Genomic DNA, 25,085 nt, shown 5'->3' with positions numbered 1-25,085 from the left:
ACATCAAATTAATGGTGGCGTGGTGTAAATGAAATATGAGAAATGAATTATTAATAAGGATATATTTATCATAATTTAGGAGGATATAAGCCATGGAAGTGTTAAAAATAAAAAATCTTAAGAAAGTTTATGGTTCAAAATTTGGTGGACTTAAATATACTGCCTTGGAAGATATAAATTTAGAAGTAGAAACTGGTGAATTCATTGGAATAATGGGGCCATCAGGTTCTGGAAAAACCACTTTGTTAAACTTGATAGCTACTATTGATAAGCCTACCTCAGGTAGCATTTTATTAGAAGGTAAGGATATAACATCCTTAAGAGAGCCTCAACTATCAGCTTTTAGGAGAGAAAAGCTCGGATTTATTTTTCAAGATTTTAATCTTTTAGACAATATGACCTTAAAAGAGAATATAGTTTTACCTTTAGCATTAGCAAAGGTGCCTTATATGGTAATTGAACAAAGATTAAAAGATATAACTGTAAAGCTTGGAATACAGGATATATTAAATAAGTATCCTTATGAGGTATCAGGAGGACAAAAGCAAAGAGGAGCTGCAGCTAGAGCGATAATATCAAAGCCTTCCTTAATCCTTGGAGATGAGCCTACAGGAGCCTTAGATTCTAAAGCATCAAAGGAACTTTTAAGTGCTCTTCAAGGTATAAATGAAAATGATAATGCGACTATACTTATGGTAACTCATGATGCTTTTGCAGCGTCATATTGTAAAAGAGTTGTTTTTATTAAGGATGGTAAGCTATTTAATGACATATATAAAGGAGATATGACGAGGAAAGAATTCTATAGTAAGCTTCTAAAAATATTATCTGTAATCGGAGGGGATATTGATGACGCTATTTAGTATTACACTGAGAAATGTTAGAAAGAACTTTAGAAATTATGTGGCATATTTTCTTAGCTCCTCTTTCAGTGTTTTTGCAATCTATCTGTTTATGTCTATTTTGTATAGTGAGAATATACAAGATCAACTAGGCTCTATGAAGAAATTTATAACTCTTTTTTATGTTGGAGCAGTTATGATTACATTATTCTCGGCTTTTTTTATATGGTATTCCAATTCCTTTTTTGTAAGGTCAAGAAAAAAGGAATTTGCTACATATATGCTTTTAGGAATGTCAAAGAGGCAAGTTGCAATGGTTAACTTTCTAGAAAATATAATTATAATGTTCTTATCATTGCTTACTGGAATTATCTTGGGGTTGATCTTTACAAAGTTTTTTATAATGCTTTTATTTTTTATGATTAAAACTCCAGTTACAGTGCCATTTCAATGGAGTATAAAAGCTTTAAGGTTATGTCTTACAATTTTCTTAGGCATTTTTATAATAATAACTGTGCATGGATTTATTATTATAAGAACCAGCAAGCTTATAGATTTATTTAATGCATCAAAAAAGGTTGAAAGAGGATTAAGAGTATCATTTTTAACAGTAGTATTAGGCATGTTAGCAGTAGTTTTTCTAGCTATAGGATATAATATCGCAATTAAAAAGTTAGCTTATAACTTTGTGGAAGCTCCAATTGTTGTTTTATTAGTTGTAGTTGGAACAATATTTTTCTTTACATCTACAACATCTTTACTTATATACTTGAGCAAGAAAAATGAAAAAAGACTTTTTAAAGGTACAAAACTTATATCAACAGCTCAACTTTTTTATAGATATAAAGGTAATGTTGGAACTTTAAGTGTAATAGCGATAACTACTACTGTAGCACTTTGTGCCCTTGTGACTTGCATAGGATCATATGGCAAAACAGAGGAGAATTCTAGATATATGAGGCCATTTTCTGTAGAGTATTTTAATAATGGCGGAGAAGATAAGATTTTTCAAGATATCTTAAGTAACTATAAACAAGTAACAGTTAAGTACAAGGATGATTTTCAATTATTAAAAACAATCATAAGGAATCCCTCCTATGATGGGAATGAAGAAATCTATATAATTAGTGAAAAAGATTTTAATAACATAAATGATCACCAAGGGCAAGATAGAAAAATTCAGTTAAAGGAAAATGATGATTGTTATTTTGTGAAGATTCAGAATTATACTATAGGTGATCCTATAGAAAATAAAAATATCCCAATAAATATAGGCAGTCAGAACTATAACTTTAAGGTTACTTTAACAGATACAAAACCGTTTATCGCTTTAGATCATTTTAAGGAAACTGTCGTTGTAAAGGATTCTGTATTTGAAAATATGAAGAGTATAGCGGATAAAGGGACCATAGCACATGTGACAGGTTATATGTTACAGAATGATTTTAAAGCTGATGATTTTACTACAGAACTTCTGAAAACTGTACCTGACGAAAGCAGCGTTAAGACTTTTTATGACCATTATGCTGATGGGCTTAAGTTATTAGGAATGATGGCATTTATAGGGTTATTTATAGGTATGCTTTTTATAATGGCCACTGGAGGAATTATATATTTTAAGATGAATATGGAAGCAAGAGAAGATAAGAGTAAGTTTATCACTCTAAGAAAAATAGGAGTAAGTAAAAAAGAAATAAAAATGTCTGTAGCCAAGGAATTGTTGATTTTCTTTGGCACTCCACTATTAATTGCAGCAATCAATACTTATCCAGCGACAGTAGCACTTAGTAAAATGTTAGCTTTAAAGTTGATGGGCAGTTATGTAGCTATTCTAGTTGTATATGTGTTAGTTTATTGTGTTTATTATTTTGTAACATTAGGTTCTTATATGAGGGAGATTGAGGGGTAACATAAAATATAGTAATAGATATGATGCATATTCTAAAGATAGGATAATGAAAAATAGTAGCTTTGAGGAATATCCACAAAGCTACTATTTTATTAATCTAAAAATTGTTATTGTTTTACATAATCTTATTTAATAAAAAATTATTTTGTCTATCGATATCAGATTTCTAAATTTTGTTGCTATTTAAGATATCAGATAGATTATCAATGATACCTTGGATTTCACTCATTGATGCAACAATAGTCTCAACTGAAGCTGCTTGTTCTTCCGTAGAAGCACTTACTTCTTCTGTTGACCTTGCTGATTCTTTTGAGAATGTTGATAAAGTTTCCATAGATTTAAGTAAAGTATCTTTTAAATTTTTAATATCTTCAAGTTGATCACTTAATATATGTATTATATTAATAATATCTTCTGAGGATACTACTATATTTTTGAAAGAATTTACTGTGGTATTCAATTTTTCATTTGATTCACTTACTATTCCTCTATTATATTTCATAGTGCTTTGTGTTTTTTCTATTATATTAATAATATCAACTAATATATTATCAACCTTTTGGGTAGAAGTTGAAGATTGTTCAGCTAGTTTTCTTATTTCATCGGCTACAACAGCAAAACCACGACCAGACTCGCCAGCTCTTGCTGCTTCGATAGCAGCATTTAATGCAAGTAGGTTAGTTTGTTCTGCAATACCGTTTATTGTATCTATGATACTTCCAATTGACTTAGACTTTTCAGATAAGTTATGTATTTCCTGATATACATCATTTGTAGATTTGGTATTTTCCTCAAACTTGCTTGAAAGTTCTTCAATAGATGATATTCCAGTATTGTTATTTTGTTTTAAAGTATTCATGCTCCTAACAGCTTCATTAACTTTATCTTCTGCACTCGAAATTTTATTTGCAAGTGTATTAAAGACGTCGATACTTCCATCCACTTCTCTTAACTGTTCCATAGAACCTTCAGCAATTTCTTGAGAAGATACAGCTATTTGTTGAGTAGTTTCTTTAGATTGATCTATTGAGTGATAAATTGTGTCAGATACATTCTTTAGATTGTTAAATATATCTTTTACATTTATCATTATTTTTTCTTGAGATGAGAATAAATTTGCTGTTTCTTTTTCTTTAATTTCAGAAGTTTTAAATAAGTTATAAGTTCTTTCAGTAATTATTGTAGCTACAACAGAAGCTAGTGCAAATAATCCCATAATAAATATCCATGCTGGTAAGTTAAGTATTAACAAGTATTCCTTTGTATAGAAGAAAAGACCTAAGCTATTTGCAACTATTGTTGATAAGGCAGCAGCAATTACCACCTTTCTATTATAGTAAGCTATTGATAATATCAAAATGAAAAAATAAGTTTGGGTTATGCAAACAAATTTTCCATCAGCAGAAAAGGCTATAACGACTGCTCCAAGAACTGGAATAGCTGAAATGTAAAGGTACTTTGCAAGTCCTTTAAGTGTCTTTTCAAATAACTTAATCAATAGACTCATAGGTGTAAAGATAAAGACAATAGCATCAATAGAAGTTCCATCTAAGAATAATTTTAGAAATCCAAAAGCAAAAAAAGGTATTAATAAATTTATCAAAAACATTACGGTGTTCATTCTTTTTTCTTCATCTTTTAATAATTCTAAATCCATAAAAATCCTCCTAAAATTTTTGTAAAATATCAAAATTCAGTAAATAAGAGCAGTTAAATCATGAACTTTATCAAAGCTAAGATATATTAATTAACAGGTTAATTCAATAAGCAACAAACGATTCAACATATTTAGTATGAAGAGAATAACGATTGGCTCTGAGTTTGTAACTTATTTATGGACATCCCCAAAATGGTTAATTATGATCATCTCCTTAGAATTAAGATTTACAACTACTTGATATGTTGATAATTTGTAAGTTTAACTAAAACTTAGTGATACGCAACATAAGTGAAAAGCTATCATTAATCTGTATATAATTACTTAATAGATAAATGAATCTGATTTTAAATGAAAAGGTCAGATGATTATATAAAAATTACAGTTATCATTTTACTTAAAATCCAATGTAATTTTATAAGTCATAATATTTTAGCTTCTTACTTAATTTATCATTACTTAAAAATAAGTCTATATAATATATTATTCGTTACAATAAACCAATATCCTCCTTTATTTATTGTTATTCACAGTATAAAAGTTAAATTGTTGTTAATAAAAAATTATAATGAGAATGTACAGACTCAACATGAATTTAGTGGTTAATAAATAAATTTTTAACGATAAATAATTTAATTGTAATAACAACAATATATTTAAATATATTATAAGTGGACGTTTGTGATAATCCAATATGAAACTTTTAGGTTAATAAATTAAGTAAAATTTTATATCTATGGATTATATTAAGGTGTATAATGAAGATGATAAACTCCAATAAAATTCTTGAAATGTCGAAATGTGTAATGAGTTGAAAACATACTTCGATAAAAAATAACATAAATACTAAATAATTATAATGTAGGTACGAAAATTATATAAGTACAATTAATTTGTTTCATTGAAAATAGGAGGGGTTAATTTGAACAATCTATTAGGTATTCAAACAAGAGAAGAGATATATGATATACAAACAGAGAGATTAAAGCAATTGGTGAAATATGTTTATAAAAATGTGCCATTCTATAAAAATAAGTTTGATAATATAGGTTTATTACCTGAAGATATTAGAACGCTTGAGGATATTAAACTATTACCATTTACAACAAAACAAGATCTTAGAGATAATTATCCATATGGAATGTTTGCGGCGCCTATGGAAAAAATTGTAAGAATACATGCTTCTTCTGGAACAACAGGGACTCAAACTGTAGTTGGATACACAAAAGATGATATTGAAACTTGGTCAGAACTTATGGCAAATACTTTGAGAAGATATGGTATTACTAATAATGATATTGTTCAGATTGCTTATGGTTATGGGATGTTTACAGGTGGTTTAGGAGTTCATTATGGTGTAGAACATCTTGGAGCAGCAGTCGTACCTATATCCGGAGGTGCTACTGAGAAACAAGTACTAACTATGAAGAAATTTGGAACTACTGTATTAGCATGTACACCATCTTATGCATTACATATATATGATACTATGGTGAAGATGGGGATATCCCCTGATGAATTAAATCTAAAGATAGGTGTTTTTGGAGCAGAGCCATGGTCAGATCAGATGAGATCTAACATCGAAGATAAATTTAGGATTAAAGCATACGATATTTATGGATTAAGTGAAGTTATGGGGCCAGGAGTAGCTGGCGAATGTTTCGTGCAGAATGGATTACATATAAATGAAGAACATTTTATTCCAGAAATAATATCGGGGGATACACTAGCGCCTGTTGAGGCTGGACAATTAGGTGAATTAGTATTTACTACATTAACTAAACAAGGAATTCCTCTTATTAGATATAGAACTCGTGATATATCTGCACTAGAATATGACGAATGTGAATGTGGGTGTGCTTTTGTTAGAATGAGAAGAGTTGGGGCAAGAAATGATGATATGCTAATCATAAGAGGCGTTAATGTATATCCTATTCAAATAGAAAGAATACTTCTTGAGTTTAATGAACTTACACCACACTATTCGCTAACTATTGAGAAGGACAATAATTTGGACAAGTTAACTATTACCATAGAGTTACAAAGAAATGTTAACAATTATAAGGAAGAAGAACTAATTAAATTACATAAGAGCATTAGAACGAAGATACATAACATTCTACAAATTTCATGCAATATAGAGTTTGTTAATCCTGATACTTTACCAAGAAGTGAGGGGAAAATAAAAAGGGTTTTTGATAAGAGATAGATATAGTTAAGTAAAAAAAGGTTACATAATAAGATATAAATATAAAGGTAGTGTTCTTTAAACTAAGTTTTAGAGGATACTGCCTTAAAATAGCTGAAAGAATTAGAATTTAAAAAATAGATTTTTAATAATACTTTGCAATGATATAAATTTAAAATCGCTATTAGCTTGCGGACAAACTAATAGCAATTAAATAATGAATATATAATTTTTGTGAGTTAATTCCAGTCGAGTAGGTTAAATAGATAGTTAAAATGAAGCATAAAACTAATATCTATATAAACTACAAATAGCAGTAGTTCCTGCGCCTACGGTCCAAAAAATTACATAGTCACCTGGATTAAGTTCATTTTTTTCAAGTGATTTGGCATAAGCTAAAAATGGACTTGAAGTACCTGTGTATCCATACTCATCACCAATGAAAGCAAATTTCGATATATCCTCCTCCATATCACTACAAACTTGTTCAACTGCAGCTAGTGAGAATTGTGATAAGAAGTATTTCTTTATATCTTTTTTAGTAAGGTTATGTTTTTGTAGTAAATTTTTTATTGAAATTGAAGCACTATAAAAGCAACCTGTAGTGTCAAAGGGAGTCCATTGTAATAGCTTATCCTGCATACCTAGAATTTTGGTATGAACGATAGAAGACATACCATTTGGAGGTAAAAGTATATTATCGTTGGTACTTGAATTAGTATATGTATCTGAATCTATAAAACCTCTATCTGTATTAGGAATGTTCTCTAAAATAATAGCACAAGCTAAGTCGCCAAAGCTTGGGTAGGTTAATGTATCATCATAACTTGCGAATCTACTAACTTGTTCAGAGCCAACAATAAGTGCATATTTAAGAGAAGAATTATCTCGCATAGATCTAGATATTTGCTCAAATGATATAAGCATTCCAGCACAATTGGCATTTATATCATACGCACTTAGTTTTTGACCAGCTTTAATAGCATCATGAATTTTTACTGCATGGCAAGGTGAAACATATTCTGGAGTCCCCGTTGAGAAAACAATTCTATTTAGATCCTTTGGATTAATATTGGTTTTCTCTATAACTTTTTTACTTGCCTCAATTCCCATTGTTAACACTGTTTCATTTTCATCTGTTGAAATATAACGATTTTTTCTTCCCGTAGCTCTCATTAGACCACTAATGTCTTCTCCTCTTTCTTTAAAGTGGTTGATATAGAAGAGATTATCTACGGCATTTTCTGGATGATAGTATGCGACACCTACAATAACGGCATTATGAGTTTTCATTTAAGTATACCTCCCAATATTTTTATCAACTGCTCCTGAAGAAATAAGTTACAATATTTTGAATTTAGATTACACTCACTCTTTACGTTAACTATTAATTCTCATGTTTAACTTTTGATAGTAGATTTTTTATAACTCGTTAACAAGTTTTAATTCATTATTGGTTTGAGATAATAAAAATTCATCAATTAACTTTGACGTTAATTCTTTCTTAGCTATTGGCAGTATATGCCTTACATGAGGAACAACCACTAATTTTGAATTTTTAACTCTTTCATGTACTTTTTCTGAGTATTCTACTAATATTAAAATCTCATCAGCTCCAGCTAAAATTAATGTAGGAACATTGATTTTACTTAGACTATCTAATATATCAATCTTTGGAGCAAGCAATAAATCATTAATCGTTATAGTTCTAGGCTCCATGTGAAATAATGCTGTATATGTAGATAATTTTGTTAGAGAACCTAAGGCTCGTAACATATAGATCATATCTAATTTGCCTTTTTCCAGATTTTTTACAAATTTTTTATCCAGTTTATCAAACTTTGCTCCAGAACTTATACATACTATACTCTTTACCTGAGGTAAACACTTTGAAGCTATCGCCAAACAAATTACCCCGCCTAAGGAATGACCAATTAACGTAACATTATCTAAATCACAAACAAATTTAGTTAATTCATTTGCATAATCTTCAGCTGTATAGCAATCTTTCTTATCTGATTTATAATGATTTGATAAGTTAATTAAATAGCAATTGTAAGTTATTAATTTCTTAGCTAAAGGCTTTAGAAATTTACTATTACATCCAGCACCGTGAACAAAAACTAAAGTTTTATCACTATCTGGGTTGCCTAATCTTTCATAATAAATACCATCAAGTTTTCCAAACAATACAATTACCACCTTCATCAAGTTTGTTGATTAGTTAATTAAACCAATCATTGATATTACTATTCGTTCAAAAAAATCAAAATCCTTCTCAGTTTATGAAACTTATTACATTTATGCACCAGTATTACTGGTTTTTAACTCATAATATGTAATATAATGGTGATATAAAGTGGTAAGTGTATTTACTGTTGTTGTGGTTAAAGGCGTTTTTTCATTATATAGAACGTCAAGAATAATAGAAACTTAAAGACAGAAAAAATGTATATCTCATAATGATAAAATAATTGAATAAAAATCTAACAGTATAAAGGAACAGTCGTATAAATGTATATTTAGACAAAAATCTTTATTATCCTTTGTCGAATATGATGAATTTTAAAGAAAAGTAAAATTTAAATTAAAATAGTATGCAAGAACTATATATTTAAGCAAATGGTAATTATAAAAATATACTGTTTATAGTATAATAAAAGTACCTAAATTAAACATGTATTAAGTTTAATTATCATAGGATTTATTATATGGCAGGATTAACTGCAGGAGGAGATTAATATGGCAGCAAATCTATTTGGAAAGCTAGCTTCGGATACTTTAGGGTTATCAGACATAGGAAAAATAATCGCACCTAGTGATTTTGACAAAGTTGATGGTGATGATTACATCATGCACGAAGATGGAGAAAAGATATTTTTCGTAATAAAATCTAAATCAGATGAATATGTCTTTACAAACTATGGACTATTACATGTTGATGGCGCTAGTGCTATGAGCAAGAAAAGAACAGTAAAGAGACATGACTTTTGTTATGAGACAGTAAGTGGTGTAACTTTAGAAACTGCAGGAACAATAGATGCAGATGTGGAAATAAAGTTTCATTTTAACGAAATGCCATTTAGTATAGATGTTGATAAGAAACAATTGGAAATACTAAAAGATCTATATAAGGCTTTGCTTGAAATAAGTAGAATTCAAAGAATGAATTATCAAAGAGTTCAAGATGGTGCAGAAGGTTTAAAGATGGCAAATGATGCTATAAGTAGGTCTTCAATAACTGGAGATGCAGCACAAGTTGTAAAAAATCTAACAGACTTTAATTTTAATTGGATGGTTGATCTTAGAAAAACTCATAATAATAGAGATTTTTCAGAGACTTTTAAGAAGTATATAAATAACTAAATAGATATTTCTAATATGCTAATTTGTAATATGTATTTAAATAGAGTATATTGATAGGTTTAAATAGCGTTAATTATCTTTATTAATATATGTATATGGTGATTAAACTTATAACACTAGTTTTCCAGATTTAATCCTAAATAAGATTTAGGACTAAGTTTGTGAAAATTAGTGTTTTTGTATTTTTTTAAACAAGGACTAAAATATCGTTAATACAAATATGTTAATAATAACCATAAAATTTATGCTATAAAATTAGAGGTTTATTAGAAAAATAGTATTAAGTATTAAAAGCTTTATATTTAGTATTTACATAGGGCAATTAAGTACAACTTAATTTATTTAGGAACTTTTATTTTACCAGTAATCTTAAATATTAGAATTAGATGTAATTGTGTCCTATACTTAAACTTTAAAATTGAAATTATATTTTAGGAGGGAATAACTGTATGAGTGAATTCTATAGAAAACCTAAAGAAGAAATAATGAATATACTTGGCGTTAGTGATGGAGGGTTAAATGATGAGGAAGTACTTAAACAGCGAGGAAAGTATGGTTTCAATGAGCTAGAAGAGGCTAAAAAGAAGAGTGCCATTCAGATTTTTTTTGATCAGTTTAAAGATTTCTTAGTAATTATTCTTTTGGTTGCTGCTACAATATCTGCTTTTTTAGGTAAATTAGAAAGCACAATTGTAATTCTTATTGTAGTAACGATTAATGCTATACTTGGAACAATTCAGCATATTAAGGCAGAGCAGTCTTTAAATAGTTTAAAAGCACTTTCATCACCTACAGCAAAAGTTCTTAGAAATGGTGTGAAAATAGAAATACCATCAAGAGAGATTCTTGTAGGAGATATTTTATATTTAGATGCAGGCGATTACGTTAGTGCAGATGGAAGGGTGATTGAGACTTATAGCCTTCAGATTAATGAAAGTTCATTAACAGGGGAGTCTGAAAGTGTAAATAAAGAAATTGAAACTATAGATAAAGATAATATTACTATTGGTGATAGAAAAAATATGGTCTTCTCAGGGAGTTTTGTTACTTATGGTAGAGGTGTGATTTTAGTTACTGATATTGGAATGAAAACGGAAATAGGTAAGATAGCAAATTTACTTGAATCAACAAAGGAGAAGAAAACACCATTACAGGTTAGCTTAGATAACTTCGGTAAAAAGTTAGCAATAGCAATCATTGCTATATCTGCAGTGATATTCGCTTTAGATATATTTAGAGGCTATCCTATAATCGATTCCTTTATGTTTGCAGTAGCCCTTGCAGTAGCTGCTATACCAGAGGCATTAAGTTCTATTGTTACTATTGTGCTAGCTCTTGGTACTCAAAAATTAGCTAAGCTAAATGCAATTGTAAGAAAGCTACATGCAGTTGAGAGTTTAGGAAGTATTTCCGTGATATGTTCAGATAAAACTGGAACATTAACACAGAATAAAATGACTGTGAAAAAGGTTTTTGTTGATGATAGAATAATTAACCATGATAATTTACAATATCATAAAGAAATAGAAAAGAAACTTGTAATAATGGCTCTTTTATGTAATGATGCTGTAACTACTGAGAATAAAGAAATTGGAGATCCCACGGAAGTTGCGCTAGTTAATTTAGGTGAAGAATATAATTTAGATGAATTGGTTGTGAGGAAAGAACATCCAAGGATTGCAGAAATCCCTTTTGATTCTGATAGAAAATTAATGAGTACTGTTAATAAAATAGATGATAAGACTTTGATGATTACGAAGGGTGCATTGGATGTACTTTTATCAAGATCAACTAGTATAGAGACTGCCAATGGAGTTAAACCATTGCTTGAGGAGCATAAAAAAGAAATTGAAGATATAAATAGGCAACTTTCTACTGATGGACTTAGGGTTTTAGCTTTTGCAAGTAAAGATGTTGAAGAAAATGAGACAATAAATCTTGATTATGAAAAAGATTTATGTTTTATAGGTTTGATAGCTATGATGGACCCTCCAAGAGAAGAATCAAAGGATGCGGTTGCTAATTGTATAAGTGCAGGAATTAAACCAGTAATGATAACAGGAGACCATAAGATAACTGCATCAGCTATAGCTAAACAAATAGGGATATTAAAGAATGAATCAGAAGCTATGGAAGGGTTTGAACTTGAAAAAATAAGCGATGAAGAATTAAAAAGTAAGGTTGCAGAAATTTCTGTATATGCCAGAGTATCGCCAGAACATAAAATAAGGATTGTAAGAGCCTGGCAAGAAAGAGGTAATGTAGTTGCAATGACTGGAGATGGAGTCAATGATGCTCCTGCCTTAAAGCAAGCAGATATAGGTATTGCTATGGGAATAACAGGTACAGAAGTTGCGAAAGATGCTGCAGCTATGGTACTGACAGATGATAATTTTTCAACCATAGTTAAAGCAATTTCTAATGGAAGAAGTATATATGCAAATATTAAAAACTCAATTAAGTTTTTATTATCAGGAAATACCGCAGGAATAATATCTGTAATTTATGCTTCGCTTACAGCTTTACCAGTTCCTTTTGCTCCAGTACACTTACTATTTATTAATTTACTTACTGATAGTTTACCAGCTATAGCTATAGGACTTGAGCCGCACAATCAAAATATAATGAAAGAGAAACCAAGGGACATCAACGTTCCAATATTAAATAAAGAATTTGCTATAGAAGTAGCTTTAGAAGGATTTTTAATAGCATTGGGAACAATTATTGCTTTTCATATAGGACTATCAACTGGAGATAACGTAGTAGCAAGTACAATGGCATTTTCAACCTTATGTCTTTCCAGATTATTTCATGGGTTTAATTGTAGATCGAAAGAATCTATATTTAGGATAGGTGTTTTTTCTAATCAGTTCGTATGGTTTTCTTTAATTATTGGATTTTTGCTTTTGGTAGCAGTTTTGATGATAAATCCGTTGATGCAAGTCTTTGAAGTCGCAAGGTTAACATTAACTCAGTATGGTTATATATGTGGATTATCTGTTATGCCACTTGTTGTAGTCCAATTATATAAATTAATTTTTATTAGAAAGTAATAACTGTAGACATATATAATTAAATATAAAAAGTATCTCATAAGTTTAAAGATGTTTTCTTCAGGATAGACAGTTGTCACCAAGAAGAGAACATCTTTTTATTACAGGAAATAACTTGTGGAAGTTGTTGATGATAACTTATCGAAGGGAAGTTATATGATAAAAAACTATGAGAGGGTATATAAAAGAATAGCAATTGCTTTAATATCATAGGAAATATGAAGCCGATGCTAGAAGGAGAAATTCTTATATTGCTAAAAAACAAAAACATGGCAAATGCGCAAACAAAAACAAAAAGTGTTTGTTTATATATAGACAAATACGAAAATATTAACTATAATAAAGGGGTGGGAAGTATAGAAAAATATATAAACTTAAAAAATAATTATTAATATTAGGATGTGAGTGTTATGGAGATAAAATCAAATGAAGTCTTTTGGTCTGCTAATGTAGATGAAATAAAAAGTGGATATATTGAAAGTTCAGAGGCGTTTAAATGTATTATCTGCGAAGAAACTTTTAGAAAAGGACAAATATACCGGATAGGATCAGAATTGTTTGATTCTAAGAGAGCTACAGAACTTCATATAGAAAGTAACCATGAATCGATGCTTCAATATTTATTGAGGATGAATCCAGTGTTTACAGGGATTTCTGAAGTTCAAAGGGAATTGATTCTATTATTAACTCAAGGGTTATCGGATAAAGAAGTTGCAGATAAGCTAGGTGTTGCTCAATCAACTATTAGAAATCACCGTTATAAACTTAGAGAAAAGGAAAAGCAAGCAAGGGTTTTTTTAGCTATGATGGAGCTCCTTTCGAATAATACACATAAGAAGATAAGTAAGTTAGAGAATACTGTTATAACTGATGCACATAAAACTGCGACGATAGTAGATGATAGGTATAACATAACTGATAAAGAAATAAATGAAACTATTGCGATATATATGAATGGGAATGGTGCCTTGAAAAATTATCCAGCCAAGGCAAAAAAGAAAATAATTGTGCTTAGGGAAATAGCCAAAAATTTTGTTAGGGGTAAAGCTTACACAGAAAAAGAAGTGAATAAGATTTTAGAAAGAATATATGAAGATCATGTAACTATAAGGAGAGCATTGATTGAGTATGGTTTTATAGAGAGAGCTAACGATTGTAGTAGGTATTGGTTAAAGGAATAGTATAGATATTGTTACTAGAAAGGTATGAAGATATTGACCAATAGGTTACTTTTGTTTTCAGATAGGTAAGAGAAGATGATTAAGAATTATTCTATTTTAAATAGTAAAGAAAAAAAACTTATATGTAAATTTATAGCTAGAAGTAATGGTAAAAATATAAGTATTGATGAAGTTGACAATATTTTCCGAAAGAAGATTTACGACTATGGGAAAGGTGCTATTTTTTATTTTCACAAAGAAAAAGTAGTTGCTAAAATAGGGATTGTTTTAGAGGTTGTTAAAGAATTGGGGACTGTTTATATTCATGATTTAGATGTAATTGAAGATTTAGAAGATAACGCTAGTATGATTAAAAAGTTGATTAATAATGCTATCTCTATTGGTAATATTTATGGGGCATCAGAAATATTATTAGGTGAAAGAAATTTGGAAAAATTAAAGGTACTAGAAAGCATAGGATACAGTAAAACTTACTCAGCGATAAATATGTATTTAGAAAAACAGGAAAAAAGGAATAGTTGTTTAGAATTGGTGCTACTAACAAGTGATAATAAATTAGAGTATCTAAATGTTTTTAATGATTCCTTCAGTGATATGCCTCATGGAACTTTTGCTTATATTGAAGATATCGATGGGTACATTAGCAGTAGTGATGGATTTAATTATTATTTTTTAGTTCAAAATGAGAAGGAGAATATAGGTTTTCTTAATTGCAGAATAATAGGTAAAGAGGGCTCATTTGATATAGGGCTTTGCAAAAAATATAGAGGCAGAGGCTTTGGAAAGCAATTATTAGAAACCGCAATAGATTTTTTAGATAAAAAAGAAGTGCTAAAGGTGAAGTTAATTGTGATAGAAAGAAATACTATAGCGTATAACATGTATAAAAAGAGAGGTTTCAAAGAGGAATCTATACTTAGCCATTGGATAAAAATTAAATAGGGTATAACGAAAAATCATGCAAGTTTAAGTTTAAATCAAATAAAGAACAGAGTGTAGATATTGTGCTAGCATCTGATAAAAAGATTTATGCTTTTGATAATATAAAAGTAGATGTTAATGATGAAGTGATAATCCACTACATCGACAATGAAAAAGTGTCAGTCTGTTTAAATAAAGATTGACACTTTTTGGCGAATAATTAAATATAGGGAATAGATGTAATTATTAAAAGAGGGGACTATTTTTCGAATTTTTCTGGGAATTGCTTTACAATACCGTTTGTAAGCATATCAGCAAATTTAATCATATGGTTTTCTCCTTCATCAAAGGTGGCATTTGCTGCTTTCCAATCTTTGTTTATCATTGATACAGTTTCATTTGTGGTTAATTCTAAATGTTTATATAGCATCTCTTTTAAATCTGATTTAGACCAATGAGGATTTGAACTAGATAAAAAATCAACTATATCATCGGCATTTTTGCTCCATAATTTAGAATATTTATCTAAGTCTTCTTTATTATTATCTTTAGCAGCGTCAACGACTTGAACTGCAATCATAATATGATCTCTTAAAAGTTTTGAAAGTTTATCTGTAGCATCTTTCCCGTAATAAGGTTTTATCGAGTCACCAATATCATTTTGGTTTCTCAATAAACGCTCTAAAACAGACTCTTTATCAGGGATAGAAGATAAATCACTAAGTATCAAGCTTCTAGTCCAGAAAACATGATCAATCCAAAGTTTTCTTTCAGCTAATTTAAGTTCAACTGCTGGCTTAGTTAATAATATATCTTTCATAGATTGATTTTTGTGACCATATACTTTAAGTGGTGTTGCTAATGTAATAAATAATACTAGGGTAGAACATAGTCTTAATGTAAGTTTTTTCATTGATGTATGCTCCTTTTTTAGAATGATAATTATAGTTTGTTCAACAATAAAAGAAGTATACAAATAGAGGAATTCGATAATTAATGTAAGTATATGAAAGTCAATTAATCATTAATTTATGTAGAATATCAAATAATTAATTTGGGGAAGCTAAATTGTAAATTAGTTGTTAGCGAATAGAAAAAATAACTACAATATTTCTTAGAGGATAATAAAGTTCTAAGGATAACAATTATCATTTACAGTTTGCTATTAGTATGATATAATTTAATTAAATTACATTATCCTGTTAGTTGATTTTACATTATGATAAAAATTATAATGGTGTATAAACAGTAAATTAATATAAGGAGTAAAAGTAACTAACATAATTGCTTAAACTTATAAGCTTTAAGCAGATACATAAGAAAAATTACAAGTTATGTATACTGGGAAGTGATTCACTTCTAACAGGAATAATTAAGCTAGTAAAATATTTATTATTGGAGGTATGGAAATGGCTCAATTAAATCAAGTTTTCAAATGTAATGTATGTGGAAATATCATAGAGGTAGTCCACGCTGGTCAAGGAGAAATAGTTTGTTGTGGTAAGCCAATGACACTTCAAGTAGAAAATACAGTGGATGCTGCAAGGGAAAAACATATTCCAGTTATAGAAAAGTTAGATGGAGAAATATTAGTTAAAGTAGGTAGTGTAGAACATCCTATGGAAGAAAAACATTATATAGAATGGATAGAACTTATTTGTGAAAATAAAGTATATAGAAAACATTTAAAACCAGGTGAAAAACCAGAAGCGCGTTTTAAAGTTTGTGATACTAGCTTAGAGTATACAGCTAGAGAATATTGTAATATTCATGGTCACTGGGTAGCACAAAATTAGGCAAAAACTCATAAAAATAACTTGCTTCTTGAATAAATTAATTTTTATAAAAAGGATTGAAGCTACTATTTAAAGTTAAATTTATAAACATATCTAAAACATAGAATGGATGGGGGTCCAAATATGAAATCTTTAAAAGGAACTAAAACTGCTGAAAACTTAATGAAGGCTTTTGCAGGTGAATCACAAGCAAGAAACAGATATACATTTTATTCATCAATAGCTAAGAAAGAAGGATTTGTTCAGATTTCAAATCTATTTATTGAGACTGCAGATAACGAAAAGGAACATGCAAAAATATTTTTTAAATTCTTAAAAGAAAGCTTAAATGGAGAAACTGTTGAAATCAATGGTGCTTCTTTCCCAGTAGCACTTGGTGATACTAAAACTAATTTACTTGCTGCAGCTGCAGGGGAAAATGAAGAATGGGAAGACTTATATCCACAATTTGCTCAAGTTGCTGAAGAAGAAGGGTTCTCAGCTATTTCAGAAGCTTTTAGAAAAATAGCGGAAGTTGAAAAACATCATGAAGCTAGATACAGAAAATTAGCTGCAAATATAGAGAATAATGCTGTTTTCAATAAAGAAAATCAAGTTTCTTGGAAATGTGGAAACTGTGGTTATATACATGTAGGAAATTCTGCACCAAAAGTATGTCCAGCATGCGCTCATCCACAAGGTTATTTTGAAGTTCTTTCAGATGAATTCTAGAAAGACTAAAATATAAAGATACGTTTAAAACTGTGCATAGTAAAACTATTCACAGTTTTTATTATAATTATATATGAATAGAGCAGCTAGTAAGACTTAAGGGTATCTGTTGAAATATATGCTTTATTCTTAAATTAAGCCTCAATTTGGTAAGTAGATATTAGGTTCATTAATAATACTGAATTTGTTTATAAAAATCTTTTATGGAAAAGCATATAATTAAAAAATGATCGATGAGAGAAAGAAGTGAAATTTGAAATAAATATATTAAGGAATCATAGGAGGTTAAGATGAAAATAATAAAGAAAAGCTTAATGTCATTATTATTAACAACCGCAAGCTTAGTACTTTTAGCCGCTTGTTCAAGGCCGGAAGTAAAGGATGTATCAAAGGATAAAGTAACAATCAATGTTGTTGCACCTGATGGATTGCCTGCTATGGCTATGGCCAAGCTGATAAAAGAAAATACTCAAGTTGATGGCTATGAAAGTATGGACATAAAATATTCTGTAGAAAAGAGTTCCGATGCATTAGTTACGGCAGTACTAAAAAAAGAACCTGATATAGCAATAGTTCCATCTAATGTTGCAGCTACAGCTTATAATAAGACTAAAGGAGAATATAAAATAGCGGGAACAACTGGTACAGGCTCCTTCTATTTAGTTTCTACTGAGGAACTAAAAAAATTAGAGGATATCAAAGGCAAAACTGTAGTCGCAATGGGAAAAGGCTTAACTCCAGATCTTATTACTCAAGGATTATTAAAAAACATGGGAGTTAATGGACAAACAGAAGTGAATTTTTCCTATGTTAATTCACCAAATGAAATAATACCAATAATAGCTACAGGTAAAGAGACAACGGCAATAATCCCAGAACCAGCATTAACAGGATTAATTGCTACGAAACCTCAAGTTAAAGTTATTGCTAGTCTTAATGAGCAATGGATGAAAATATTTAATACAACTTTTGGATATCCACAAGCAACTATAATAGTAAAAAGTGAATTATTAAAAGAACATAAAGATTTTATAGAAGGTTTTTTATCAGAAACCGAGGAAGGTATAAAATGGGACTACAATAATAAGGAAGAGTTTGGACAGTATTGTGAAGATATAGGGCTTTCAGCAAAAAAAGAAGTGTTAATTAAATCTTTAGAAAGATCAAATCTAAAATATACAGGTATCAAGGATTCTGTAGAAGAATATAAAAACTACTTCAAGATATTATCAGAGCTTGATGCAAAAACTATAGGTGGACAGATGCCTGATGAAGAAATATATATGGACTAAAAACAACAAAGAAAAGTTAATAGCTATTATTGTGTTCTTGAGTGTTTGGGAAGTAGCTTCATTAATAATAGATAATGAAATTTACCTCCCTTCCTTAAGAATAGTAGCAATAGATTTTCTGAAAATTATTGAAGATAAGGATTTTGGTATAACACTATACTCAACATTATATAGAACAGTTGTGAGTTTTTGGTTGGCACTAGCTATAGCTGTTATATTTGGTGGATTAGCATTAATGAATATGTCTATAAGGAATCTTTTGGTTCCATTAAATGCAATAGCTAAATCTATGCCAACTATGATTTTAGTAGTACTTTCATTAATTTGGGTAGATAAAGATAATGCACCTTTAGTAGTTGGCGTAGCTATTGCGTTACCTATAGTATATGATACTATATTAAGTTCCATTGAAAGGATTGATAAGAATATAGTAGAGATGTTGAACGTCTATAGAGTAAATAGGCTTGAAAAGTTTAAGCACATATACTTACCGACTGTAGCCTATAGCTTAGTGGGAATACTATCTTCCACAATTTCATTAATTTTAAAAGTTGTTATTGCTGGAGAAGTACATGGTCAACCTAGATATGGGATAGGCGCTATGGTACAGATCGAAAAGGTAAACTTCAATACTCCAGCAATATTTTCATGGATTTTGATTATTGCACTAATAGGACTAATTTTTCAAGGTGTTGAGACACTTATATCGAAATTGCTATTTAGGTGGAGAGAGGAAAATGACCATAAAAATAAGGAATCTAAACAAAAGCTTTGGAGATAAAATTGTTTTTGAGAACTTGTCTGTAGATTTTAGAGAGAATGATATAAGTTGTATATTAGGAAAGTCAGGATGCGGTAAAACAACTCTAGTTAATATAATTGCGGGTCTTATTGAGTTTCAATCAGGAGAAATCACAGGAGTAGAAGAAGACACGATAAGTTACATATTTCAAGAGCATAGATTAGTACCATGGTTAACAGTTGAGGAAAACTTAAATTTAGTACTAAAAAGGTTTTTTAATAGCGAAGAGATTAGTAACAGAATTGATAAGTACTTATCCTTAGTGAATATGTCAGAGTATAAGAAGTATTATCCTTCAAAACTAAGTGGAGGTATGAAACAAAGGATAAACATAGCAAGAGCATTTGCAGTGCCAAGTAAGTTAGTTGTAATGGATGAGGCTTTTAATTCTTTGGATATAAAAAATAGGGATATAATTATAAGTAACATAAAAGAAATTTTAAAAACAGATGAAAGAACATTAATTTTTATTACCCATGATATTGATGAAGCTATTGCTTTCAATGGTGCAGTTTTTGTGATGAGAAACGGTGAAATAAAAGGACCTTTCTTAGGAAATCTTCAAAAGCATAAGTATTCGATCTTAGAACTAATATAGGAAGGGATTTTTTACTTTTCAATATTGAAATATAATTAACTATGATAAAATAAATATATATATATACTTCTTAGCCAGACTTTAAACTATGTAACAAGATGAAAGCACATCAAAAAATGTAAAAGACAGATGTATTAGGGGGACTAAAAAAGGGATGAAGATAAGTATAATAGCTGTATTAATAATTTTTTCTGCGTTATATGGGCTTCTAAATTATTGTGTTGGTAGGAATATACTTCAGGGAATAAGTAGCATTTTCAAGATTAAAAAGGTTTGGTTTTGGAGTATATTTTCACTCTTAGCTATATCATTTATTCTTGCTATAGTTTCACCTAAACTTTTGCCAGATAAAGTAGATTTGGCTTTGAATTTAATAGGTTTCTATTGGGTAATATATATATTAGAAACTTTAGTTATATTTTTAGTTATTAACATAATTGTTGTTTTACTGAAAAATTTTCATATAAGTTCAAAGTTGAAAATTAAAAATCAGTATCTTAGATTTGTAGGAACGATACTGTCCATAATAGTTTTTACCTTAATGTTGTTTGTTGGTACTAGGAATGCTAAGGTATCCTATGTAAATGAAATAATTATTGCTAAAGAAGAAACTACTCTGACGGAACCATTAAACATTGCATTAGTATCAGATATCCATTTAGGTACGTTGATAGGTAATGATAGACTAATAAGGATGGTTGAAGAGATAAACCAATTAGATGCAGATATTGTAATTATAGCTGGTGATATAGTGGATACAGATATAACACCTTTTATTGAAAAGAAGATGGCAAAAGAATTTTCAAGTTTGAAATCTAAGTATGGAACTTACGTGGCTCTTGGAAATCATGATATTATGATGGGCGATTACGAAAAAATAGAAGAAGAATTAAGTAACAATGGTGTTAAGGTACTAAGAGATGAAGCGGTACTTGTTGATGATAGGTTTTATATTATTGGAAGAGACGATATTAGCATAGAGAGAGTTGCTGGTAAAAGAAAAGATTTAAATGAAATTGTTGAAAATATAGATAAAGGGAAATACAAAATAGTAATCGATCATACTCCTAGCTCTATTAAGGATAGTGAAGATATAGGGGCTGATTTACATCTTTCAGGACATACTCATAGAGGTCAAATTGCACCAGCAAATATTATTACTAATAAGATGTTTGAAATAGATTATGGGCATATGAAAAAAGGAAAACTAGATACAGTAGTATCAAGTGGATACGGTACTTGGGGACCACCTATAAGGATAGGTAGCAGAAGTGAAATAGTAAATTTAAAGATTCAATAGGTAGAATAGAAAAATAGTTATAATCACTTCAATAAAAATGCAAATTGAGTTTGACTAAGTTATATAAATTTTATGTAGAAATATAATTTAAATGAAGAGAATTAATTACAATCAATCAGGAGGAAAGGTATGGAAAATATATTACAAAGAAGAAGTATAAGAAAATATACTGACAAAAGTGTAAGTAATGAAGAGGTGGATAACCTTTTAAGAGCAGCAATGGCAGCTCCTTCTGCTGGGAATGAGCAACCATGGGAATTTATAGTATTAAGAGATAAGAGTGTTATGGAAGAAATAACCAAGATCCATCCGTATGCAAAAATGCTTTTAAGTACAGATGTAGCAATTGTTGTTTGTGGAGATATATCAAAGGAAAGATTTAAAGGAAATTGGGTTTTGGATTGCTCTGCTGCAACGCAAAATATTTTGCTTGCTGCACAAGCTACAGGGTTAGGGGCTGTGTGGTTAGGTGTTTACCCTGATAATGAAAGATCAGAGGCTGTCAAGAATATTCTTAATTTACCTTCTAATGTTATACCACTATCTATAATTCCTGTAGGATATCCTGATGAAGAAAAGGATGTACAAGATAGATTCGATAAAACTAGAATTCACAATAATAGGTGGTAACAAAAGAAAATCTTAGAGACGAGGTTTTTAGTTTAGTAAATCTTGTTTCTAAGATTTTTCCATTGTTGACAAGAATAAAAAATAAACATATAATTTGAATATCAAAATATTTCAACGTGAAACTTTTGCAATAACATAATTTGATTGTCAAAATATTTAGTAATAGAACCTTTCTTGTCTAATTCTTTGATTATCAAAATGTTTAATTGTAGAAGTTTTTGTTGAAGAATTAGAGGTGGATCTGTGGAAATCAAGACTTTAAATATTGGTAAATTACAAGCTAAGATACCTATAATCCAAGGTGGAATGGGGGTAGGTGTTTCTTTATCAGGACTTGCTGCGGCAGTAGCAAATGAAGGTGGAATTGGTATTATTTCTGCGGCTCAGGTAGGATATAGAGAACCAGATTTTATTAATAATGCAAAGGAAGCTAACATTAGAGCGTTAAGAGCTGAATTAAGAAAAGCCAGACAGTTATCTCCTGAAGGTATTATTGGAGTAAATGTAATGGTAGCTACCAATAATTATGATGATTTAGTTAAGGTTGCTGTTGAGGAAAAGGCAGATGTAATCATCTCAGGTGCGGGACTTCCAAGCCATTTACCAAAGTTAGTTGAAGGAAGCGAAACAAAGATAGCACCTATAGTATCATCTGGAAAAGCTGCTAAGATTATTACGAAGGTATGGAAAGATAAATATTCGTATCTTCCTGATTTTATAGTAATTGAAGGTCCTGAGGCTGGTGGGCATTTAGGGTTTAAAATGGATGAACTACAAGAACATACAAATGATGATTTAGAGACAATTTTTAAGGATGTAAAAGAAGAACTTAAAGCATTTCAAGAAGATGGAGTTGAGATTCCTATTATAGTTGCTGGTGGTATATACACGGGGCAAGATATTGCAAAATTTTTAAAACTAGGTGCTTCAGGAGTACAAATGGCAACTAGGTTTATTTGCACAGAGGAATGCGATGCAGATATTGAATATAAAAATGCATACATAAAATGCTCAAAGGAAGATATTCAGCTTATTAAGAGTCCAGTTGGTCTTCCAGGTAGAGCTATAAGAAATGAATTTATTGATATTGTAAGTAAAGATAAGATTAAAGTAACAAAGTGTTTTAGCTGTTTAAAGAAATGTAATCCTGCTGATACAATATATTGTATTTCAAAAGCTCTGATAGAATCAGTACAGGGAAATGTTACAGGAGGGCTCCTTTTTACAGGTAGCAATGGATATAGGATGGATAAAATTGTTACAGTTAAAGAATTAATTAATGAATTAACACTTGAGTTAGAAGCTGTTAATTAATAATATGATTTGCATGAGGATAAAGGCTTTATAGCTGTTATCCTCAATTTTGCATTGCGTATACATAAATTGAAATAATTATTATTTATTATAGTTAGGTATATAAGCATTGAGAGTTAACTTTATAGTCGTAAAGATACTTCTCCGGAGATTATAAGTTTTTCATCTCCATCTGCTGTTACTACTAGTAAGGAGCCATCTTCAGTTATATCTTTTACGAAAACAAGAGATTCTTTACCAGCATTAATGATTTTAACTTTTTTATGTAACACAGTAGAAGTTTCTTTATATTTCGCTAGTATATGATCGAATGAACCATTTGTTAAAAATTTAAACCATAAATCTTCAAATATATACAAGAAGTCTGCAAGAATCTTAGATTTATCGAAATTATTGCCATATTCAATGAATAATGAAGATGCTGTTTCTTTCAATTCTAAAGGAAATTGAGAAGCTTTCGTATTTACATTTAGACCTATGCCTAAAATTACAAAATTGACAATGCTATTTAGGCTACTCATTTCCGTTAATATTCCAGCAATTTTTTTATTATTAATTAATATGTCATTTGGCCATTTAATTTGAGAATCTACTCCAGAATTTTTTAATGAATCACAAAGTGCAACGGCAGAAATTAGAGTTATCTTTGGTATGTCTACAAGGTTTATATTAGGTCTTAGAATTAAGGAAAACCATAAGCCACATCCACTAGGAGAATGCCAAGTCCTTCCTAAACGACCTTTGCCATTAGTTTGTTCTTCACTTATAATTAAGAATCCATTTGGATATTTAGATTGATCTTGATTAGCTAATTCTTTAGCTTTTATATTAGTGGAGTCTATTGTAGGTAGGTATAGAAAAGTTTTTCCAAAGCAGCAGGTATTTAAGTTTTCAAGGGTTGATACATAGGATAATTTTCTTTCCAAGAAGCATACCTCCAATGGTAAAATTTTAAAATTTTATTGACAATATATTTTGATTATAGTATATTTTGATTATCAAAACAAGTACTTTGAATTTCAAAGTATTTTTCAAAGGAAGAAGCTTGAAGGAGTTGAACAGGTTGAAAGATAATGAACATTTTCTAAATAAACTTATAGTTGAATTGTTCAATGATGTTCTAGAAATCGAACAAAGCGCATTACAGCAAGGCACATTTTCTGATCTTTCTGTAACGGAAATTCATACTATTGAAGCTATTGGGATGTATCAACCTAGGACTATGTCAGAAGTGGCAGCAGATTTAAGGATTACAGTAGGTACATTGACAACTGCAATAAACAAGCTTATTAAGAAAGGTTACGTATGTAGAAATAGAATAGAAGAAGACAGAAGAGTAGTAATGATTCAGCTTACCAAAAGAGGAAAGCTTGCTTATAGAGTACATCAGAAGTTTCATATGGATATGATAAGAGAAACTATAGAGGGTATCGATGAAGAAGAAGAAAAAGTATTAGTGACTGCTCTAGAAAAAATAAATAATTATTTTAGAAAGAAATATGATTTACATAATGGCAAGGAGTAA

21 protein-coding genes are annotated in these 25,085 nt (G+C 29.7%); 16 read left to right on the top strand and 5 right to left on the bottom strand.

All coding sequences use genetic code 11. The features are described 5' to 3' along the window. Nucleotides 1–92: 92 nt before the first annotated feature. Both CLOCEL_RS20800 and CLOCEL_RS20795 read left to right on the top strand, forming a co-directional pair. Nucleotides 93–863 carry an ABC transporter ATP-binding protein gene (locus CLOCEL_RS20800; RefSeq protein ID WP_010074182.1) on the top strand — a complete coding sequence of 257 codons (771 nt, stop codon included), beginning with the start codon at nt 93–95 and terminating at the stop codon, nt 861–863. Beyond that, nucleotides 850–2,751 carry an FtsX-like permease family protein gene (locus CLOCEL_RS20795; RefSeq protein WP_010074181.1) on the top strand — a complete coding sequence of 634 codons (1,902 nt, stop codon included), beginning with the start codon at nt 850–852 and terminating at the stop codon, nt 2,749–2,751. The genes CLOCEL_RS20800 and CLOCEL_RS20795 overlap by 14 nt, the downstream gene beginning before the upstream one ends. A 166-nt stretch (nt 2,752–2,917) precedes the next feature. Here the strand turns inward: CLOCEL_RS20795 and CLOCEL_RS20790 are convergent, their stop codons facing one another. Further along, nucleotides 2,918–4,408: a methyl-accepting chemotaxis protein gene (locus CLOCEL_RS20790; RefSeq protein WP_010074180.1), complete on the bottom strand. Its 1,491-nt coding sequence runs from the start codon at nt 4,406–4,408 to the stop codon at nt 2,918–2,920. Between the two features lie 922 nt (nt 4,409–5,330). Between CLOCEL_RS20790 and CLOCEL_RS20785 the strand changes: the two genes are divergently transcribed. Further along, entirely contained in the window at nt 5,331–6,617 is a 1,287-nt protein-coding gene (locus CLOCEL_RS20785; RefSeq protein ID WP_010074179.1) for a phenylacetate--CoA ligase family protein, read from the top strand. Nucleotides 6,618–6,884: 267 nt separating this feature from the next. On the opposite strand, the gene CLOCEL_RS20780 is transcribed toward CLOCEL_RS20785, so the two are convergent. Continuing rightward, nucleotides 6,885–7,889 (bottom strand): ketoacyl-ACP synthase III, encoded by a 1,005-nt coding sequence (locus CLOCEL_RS20780; RefSeq protein ID WP_010074178.1) that lies wholly within the window; start codon nt 7,887–7,889, stop codon nt 6,885–6,887. A 129-nt stretch (nt 7,890–8,018) separates the two neighbouring features. Beyond that, on the bottom strand, nt 8,019–8,786 hold the full coding sequence (locus CLOCEL_RS20775) for an alpha/beta fold hydrolase (RefSeq protein ID WP_010074177.1): 768 nt from the start codon (nt 8,784–8,786) through the stop codon (nt 8,019–8,021). A gap of 552 nt (nt 8,787–9,338) precedes the next feature. Here CLOCEL_RS20775 and CLOCEL_RS20770 point away from each other — a divergent pair. The 4 genes from CLOCEL_RS20770 (at nt 9,339) to CLOCEL_RS20755 (ending at nt 15,138) form a co-directional block, all read left to right on the top strand. Next, complete coding sequence (locus tag CLOCEL_RS20770) at nt 9,339–9,962, top strand: PH domain-containing protein (protein WP_010074176.1); 624 nt, start codon at nt 9,339–9,341, stop codon at nt 9,960–9,962. A 449-nt stretch (nt 9,963–10,411) separates the two neighbouring features. Next, the gene (locus CLOCEL_RS20765; protein WP_010074175.1) at nt 10,412–13,015 is read left to right on the top strand and encodes a cation-translocating P-type ATPase; all 2,604 of its coding nucleotides are present in this window, start codon (nt 10,412–10,414) and stop codon (nt 13,013–13,015) included. A gap of 410 nt (nt 13,016–13,425) precedes the next feature. Further along, nucleotides 13,426–14,196 carry a DUF2087 domain-containing protein gene (locus CLOCEL_RS20760; RefSeq protein WP_010074172.1) on the top strand — a complete coding sequence of 257 codons (771 nt, stop codon included), beginning with the start codon at nt 13,426–13,428 and terminating at the stop codon, nt 14,194–14,196. A gap of 75 nt (nt 14,197–14,271) precedes the next feature. Beyond that, a complete protein-coding gene (locus CLOCEL_RS20755; protein WP_010074171.1) occupies nt 14,272–15,138 on the top strand; it encodes a GNAT family N-acetyltransferase in 867 nt (288 codons plus the stop codon). Nucleotides 15,139–15,376: 238 nt separating this feature from the next. Here CLOCEL_RS20755 and CLOCEL_RS20750 read toward each other — a convergent pair whose 3' ends face one another. After that, a complete protein-coding gene (locus CLOCEL_RS20750; RefSeq protein ID WP_010074169.1) occupies nt 15,377–16,030 on the bottom strand; it encodes a hypothetical protein in 654 nt (217 codons plus the stop codon). 496 nt (nt 16,031–16,526) lie between these two features. Here CLOCEL_RS20750 and CLOCEL_RS20745 point away from each other — a divergent pair, with 496 nt between their 5' ends. The 8 genes from CLOCEL_RS20745 to CLOCEL_RS20710 all read left to right on the top strand — a co-directional run bounded on the left by CLOCEL_RS20745 (nt 16,527) and on the right by CLOCEL_RS20710 (nt 23,560). After that, entirely contained in the window at nt 16,527–16,913 is a 387-nt protein-coding gene (locus CLOCEL_RS20745) for a desulfoferrodoxin (protein ID WP_010074168.1), read from the top strand. 123 nt (nt 16,914–17,036) lie between these two features. After that, entirely contained in the window at nt 17,037–17,624 is a 588-nt protein-coding gene (gene rbr / locus CLOCEL_RS20740) for a rubrerythrin (protein WP_010074167.1), read from the top strand. 290 nt (nt 17,625–17,914) lie between these two features. Beyond that, the gene (locus CLOCEL_RS20735) at nt 17,915–18,916 is read left to right on the top strand and encodes an ABC transporter substrate-binding protein (protein ID WP_010074166.1); all 1,002 of its coding nucleotides are present in this window, start codon (nt 17,915–17,917) and stop codon (nt 18,914–18,916) included. Continuing rightward, nucleotides 18,894–19,697 (top strand): ABC transporter permease, encoded by an 804-nt coding sequence (locus tag CLOCEL_RS20730; RefSeq protein ID WP_010074165.1) that lies wholly within the window; start codon nt 18,894–18,896, stop codon nt 19,695–19,697. Before CLOCEL_RS20735 ends, CLOCEL_RS20730 begins: the two co-directional genes overlap by 23 nt. Then, nucleotides 19,654–20,316, top strand: coding sequence for an ABC transporter ATP-binding protein (locus CLOCEL_RS20725; protein ID WP_010074164.1), 663 nt, complete (start codon nt 19,654–19,656; stop codon nt 20,314–20,316). The genes CLOCEL_RS20730 and CLOCEL_RS20725 overlap by 44 nt, the downstream gene beginning before the upstream one ends. A 154-nt stretch (nt 20,317–20,470) precedes the next feature. Continuing rightward, on the top strand, nt 20,471–21,616 hold the full coding sequence (locus CLOCEL_RS20720; RefSeq protein WP_010074163.1) for a metallophosphoesterase: 1,146 nt from the start codon (nt 20,471–20,473) through the stop codon (nt 21,614–21,616). 129 nt (nt 21,617–21,745) lie between these two features. Next, nucleotides 21,746–22,246, top strand: a complete 501-nt coding sequence (locus CLOCEL_RS20715) for a nitroreductase family protein (protein WP_010074162.1) — start codon at nt 21,746–21,748, stop codon at nt 22,244–22,246. Nucleotides 22,247–22,489: 243 nt separating this feature from the next. After that, complete coding sequence (locus CLOCEL_RS20710) at nt 22,490–23,560, top strand: NAD(P)H-dependent flavin oxidoreductase (RefSeq protein ID WP_010074161.1); 1,071 nt, start codon at nt 22,490–22,492, stop codon at nt 23,558–23,560. Between the two features lie 122 nt (nt 23,561–23,682). Here CLOCEL_RS20710 and CLOCEL_RS20705 read toward each other — a convergent pair whose 3' ends face one another. Then, nucleotides 23,683–24,486, bottom strand: coding sequence for a biotin--[acetyl-CoA-carboxylase] ligase (locus CLOCEL_RS20705; protein ID WP_010074160.1), 804 nt, complete (start codon nt 24,484–24,486; stop codon nt 23,683–23,685). A 137-nt stretch (nt 24,487–24,623) separates the two neighbouring features. Between CLOCEL_RS20705 and CLOCEL_RS20700 the strand changes: the two genes are divergently transcribed. Next, nucleotides 24,624–25,085 carry a MarR family winged helix-turn-helix transcriptional regulator gene (locus tag CLOCEL_RS20700; RefSeq protein ID WP_010074159.1) on the top strand — a complete coding sequence of 154 codons (462 nt, stop codon included), beginning with the start codon at nt 24,624–24,626 and terminating at the stop codon, nt 25,083–25,085.

The organism is Clostridium cellulovorans 743B, from assembly GCF_000145275.1.
In the GTDB taxonomy this organism is placed as follows: Bacteria; Bacillota; Clostridia; order Clostridiales; family Clostridiaceae; genus Clostridium_K; species Clostridium_K cellulovorans.
Note: the sequence above shows the minus strand (reverse complement) of the source record. Positions and strands in the feature narration are given on the sequence as shown.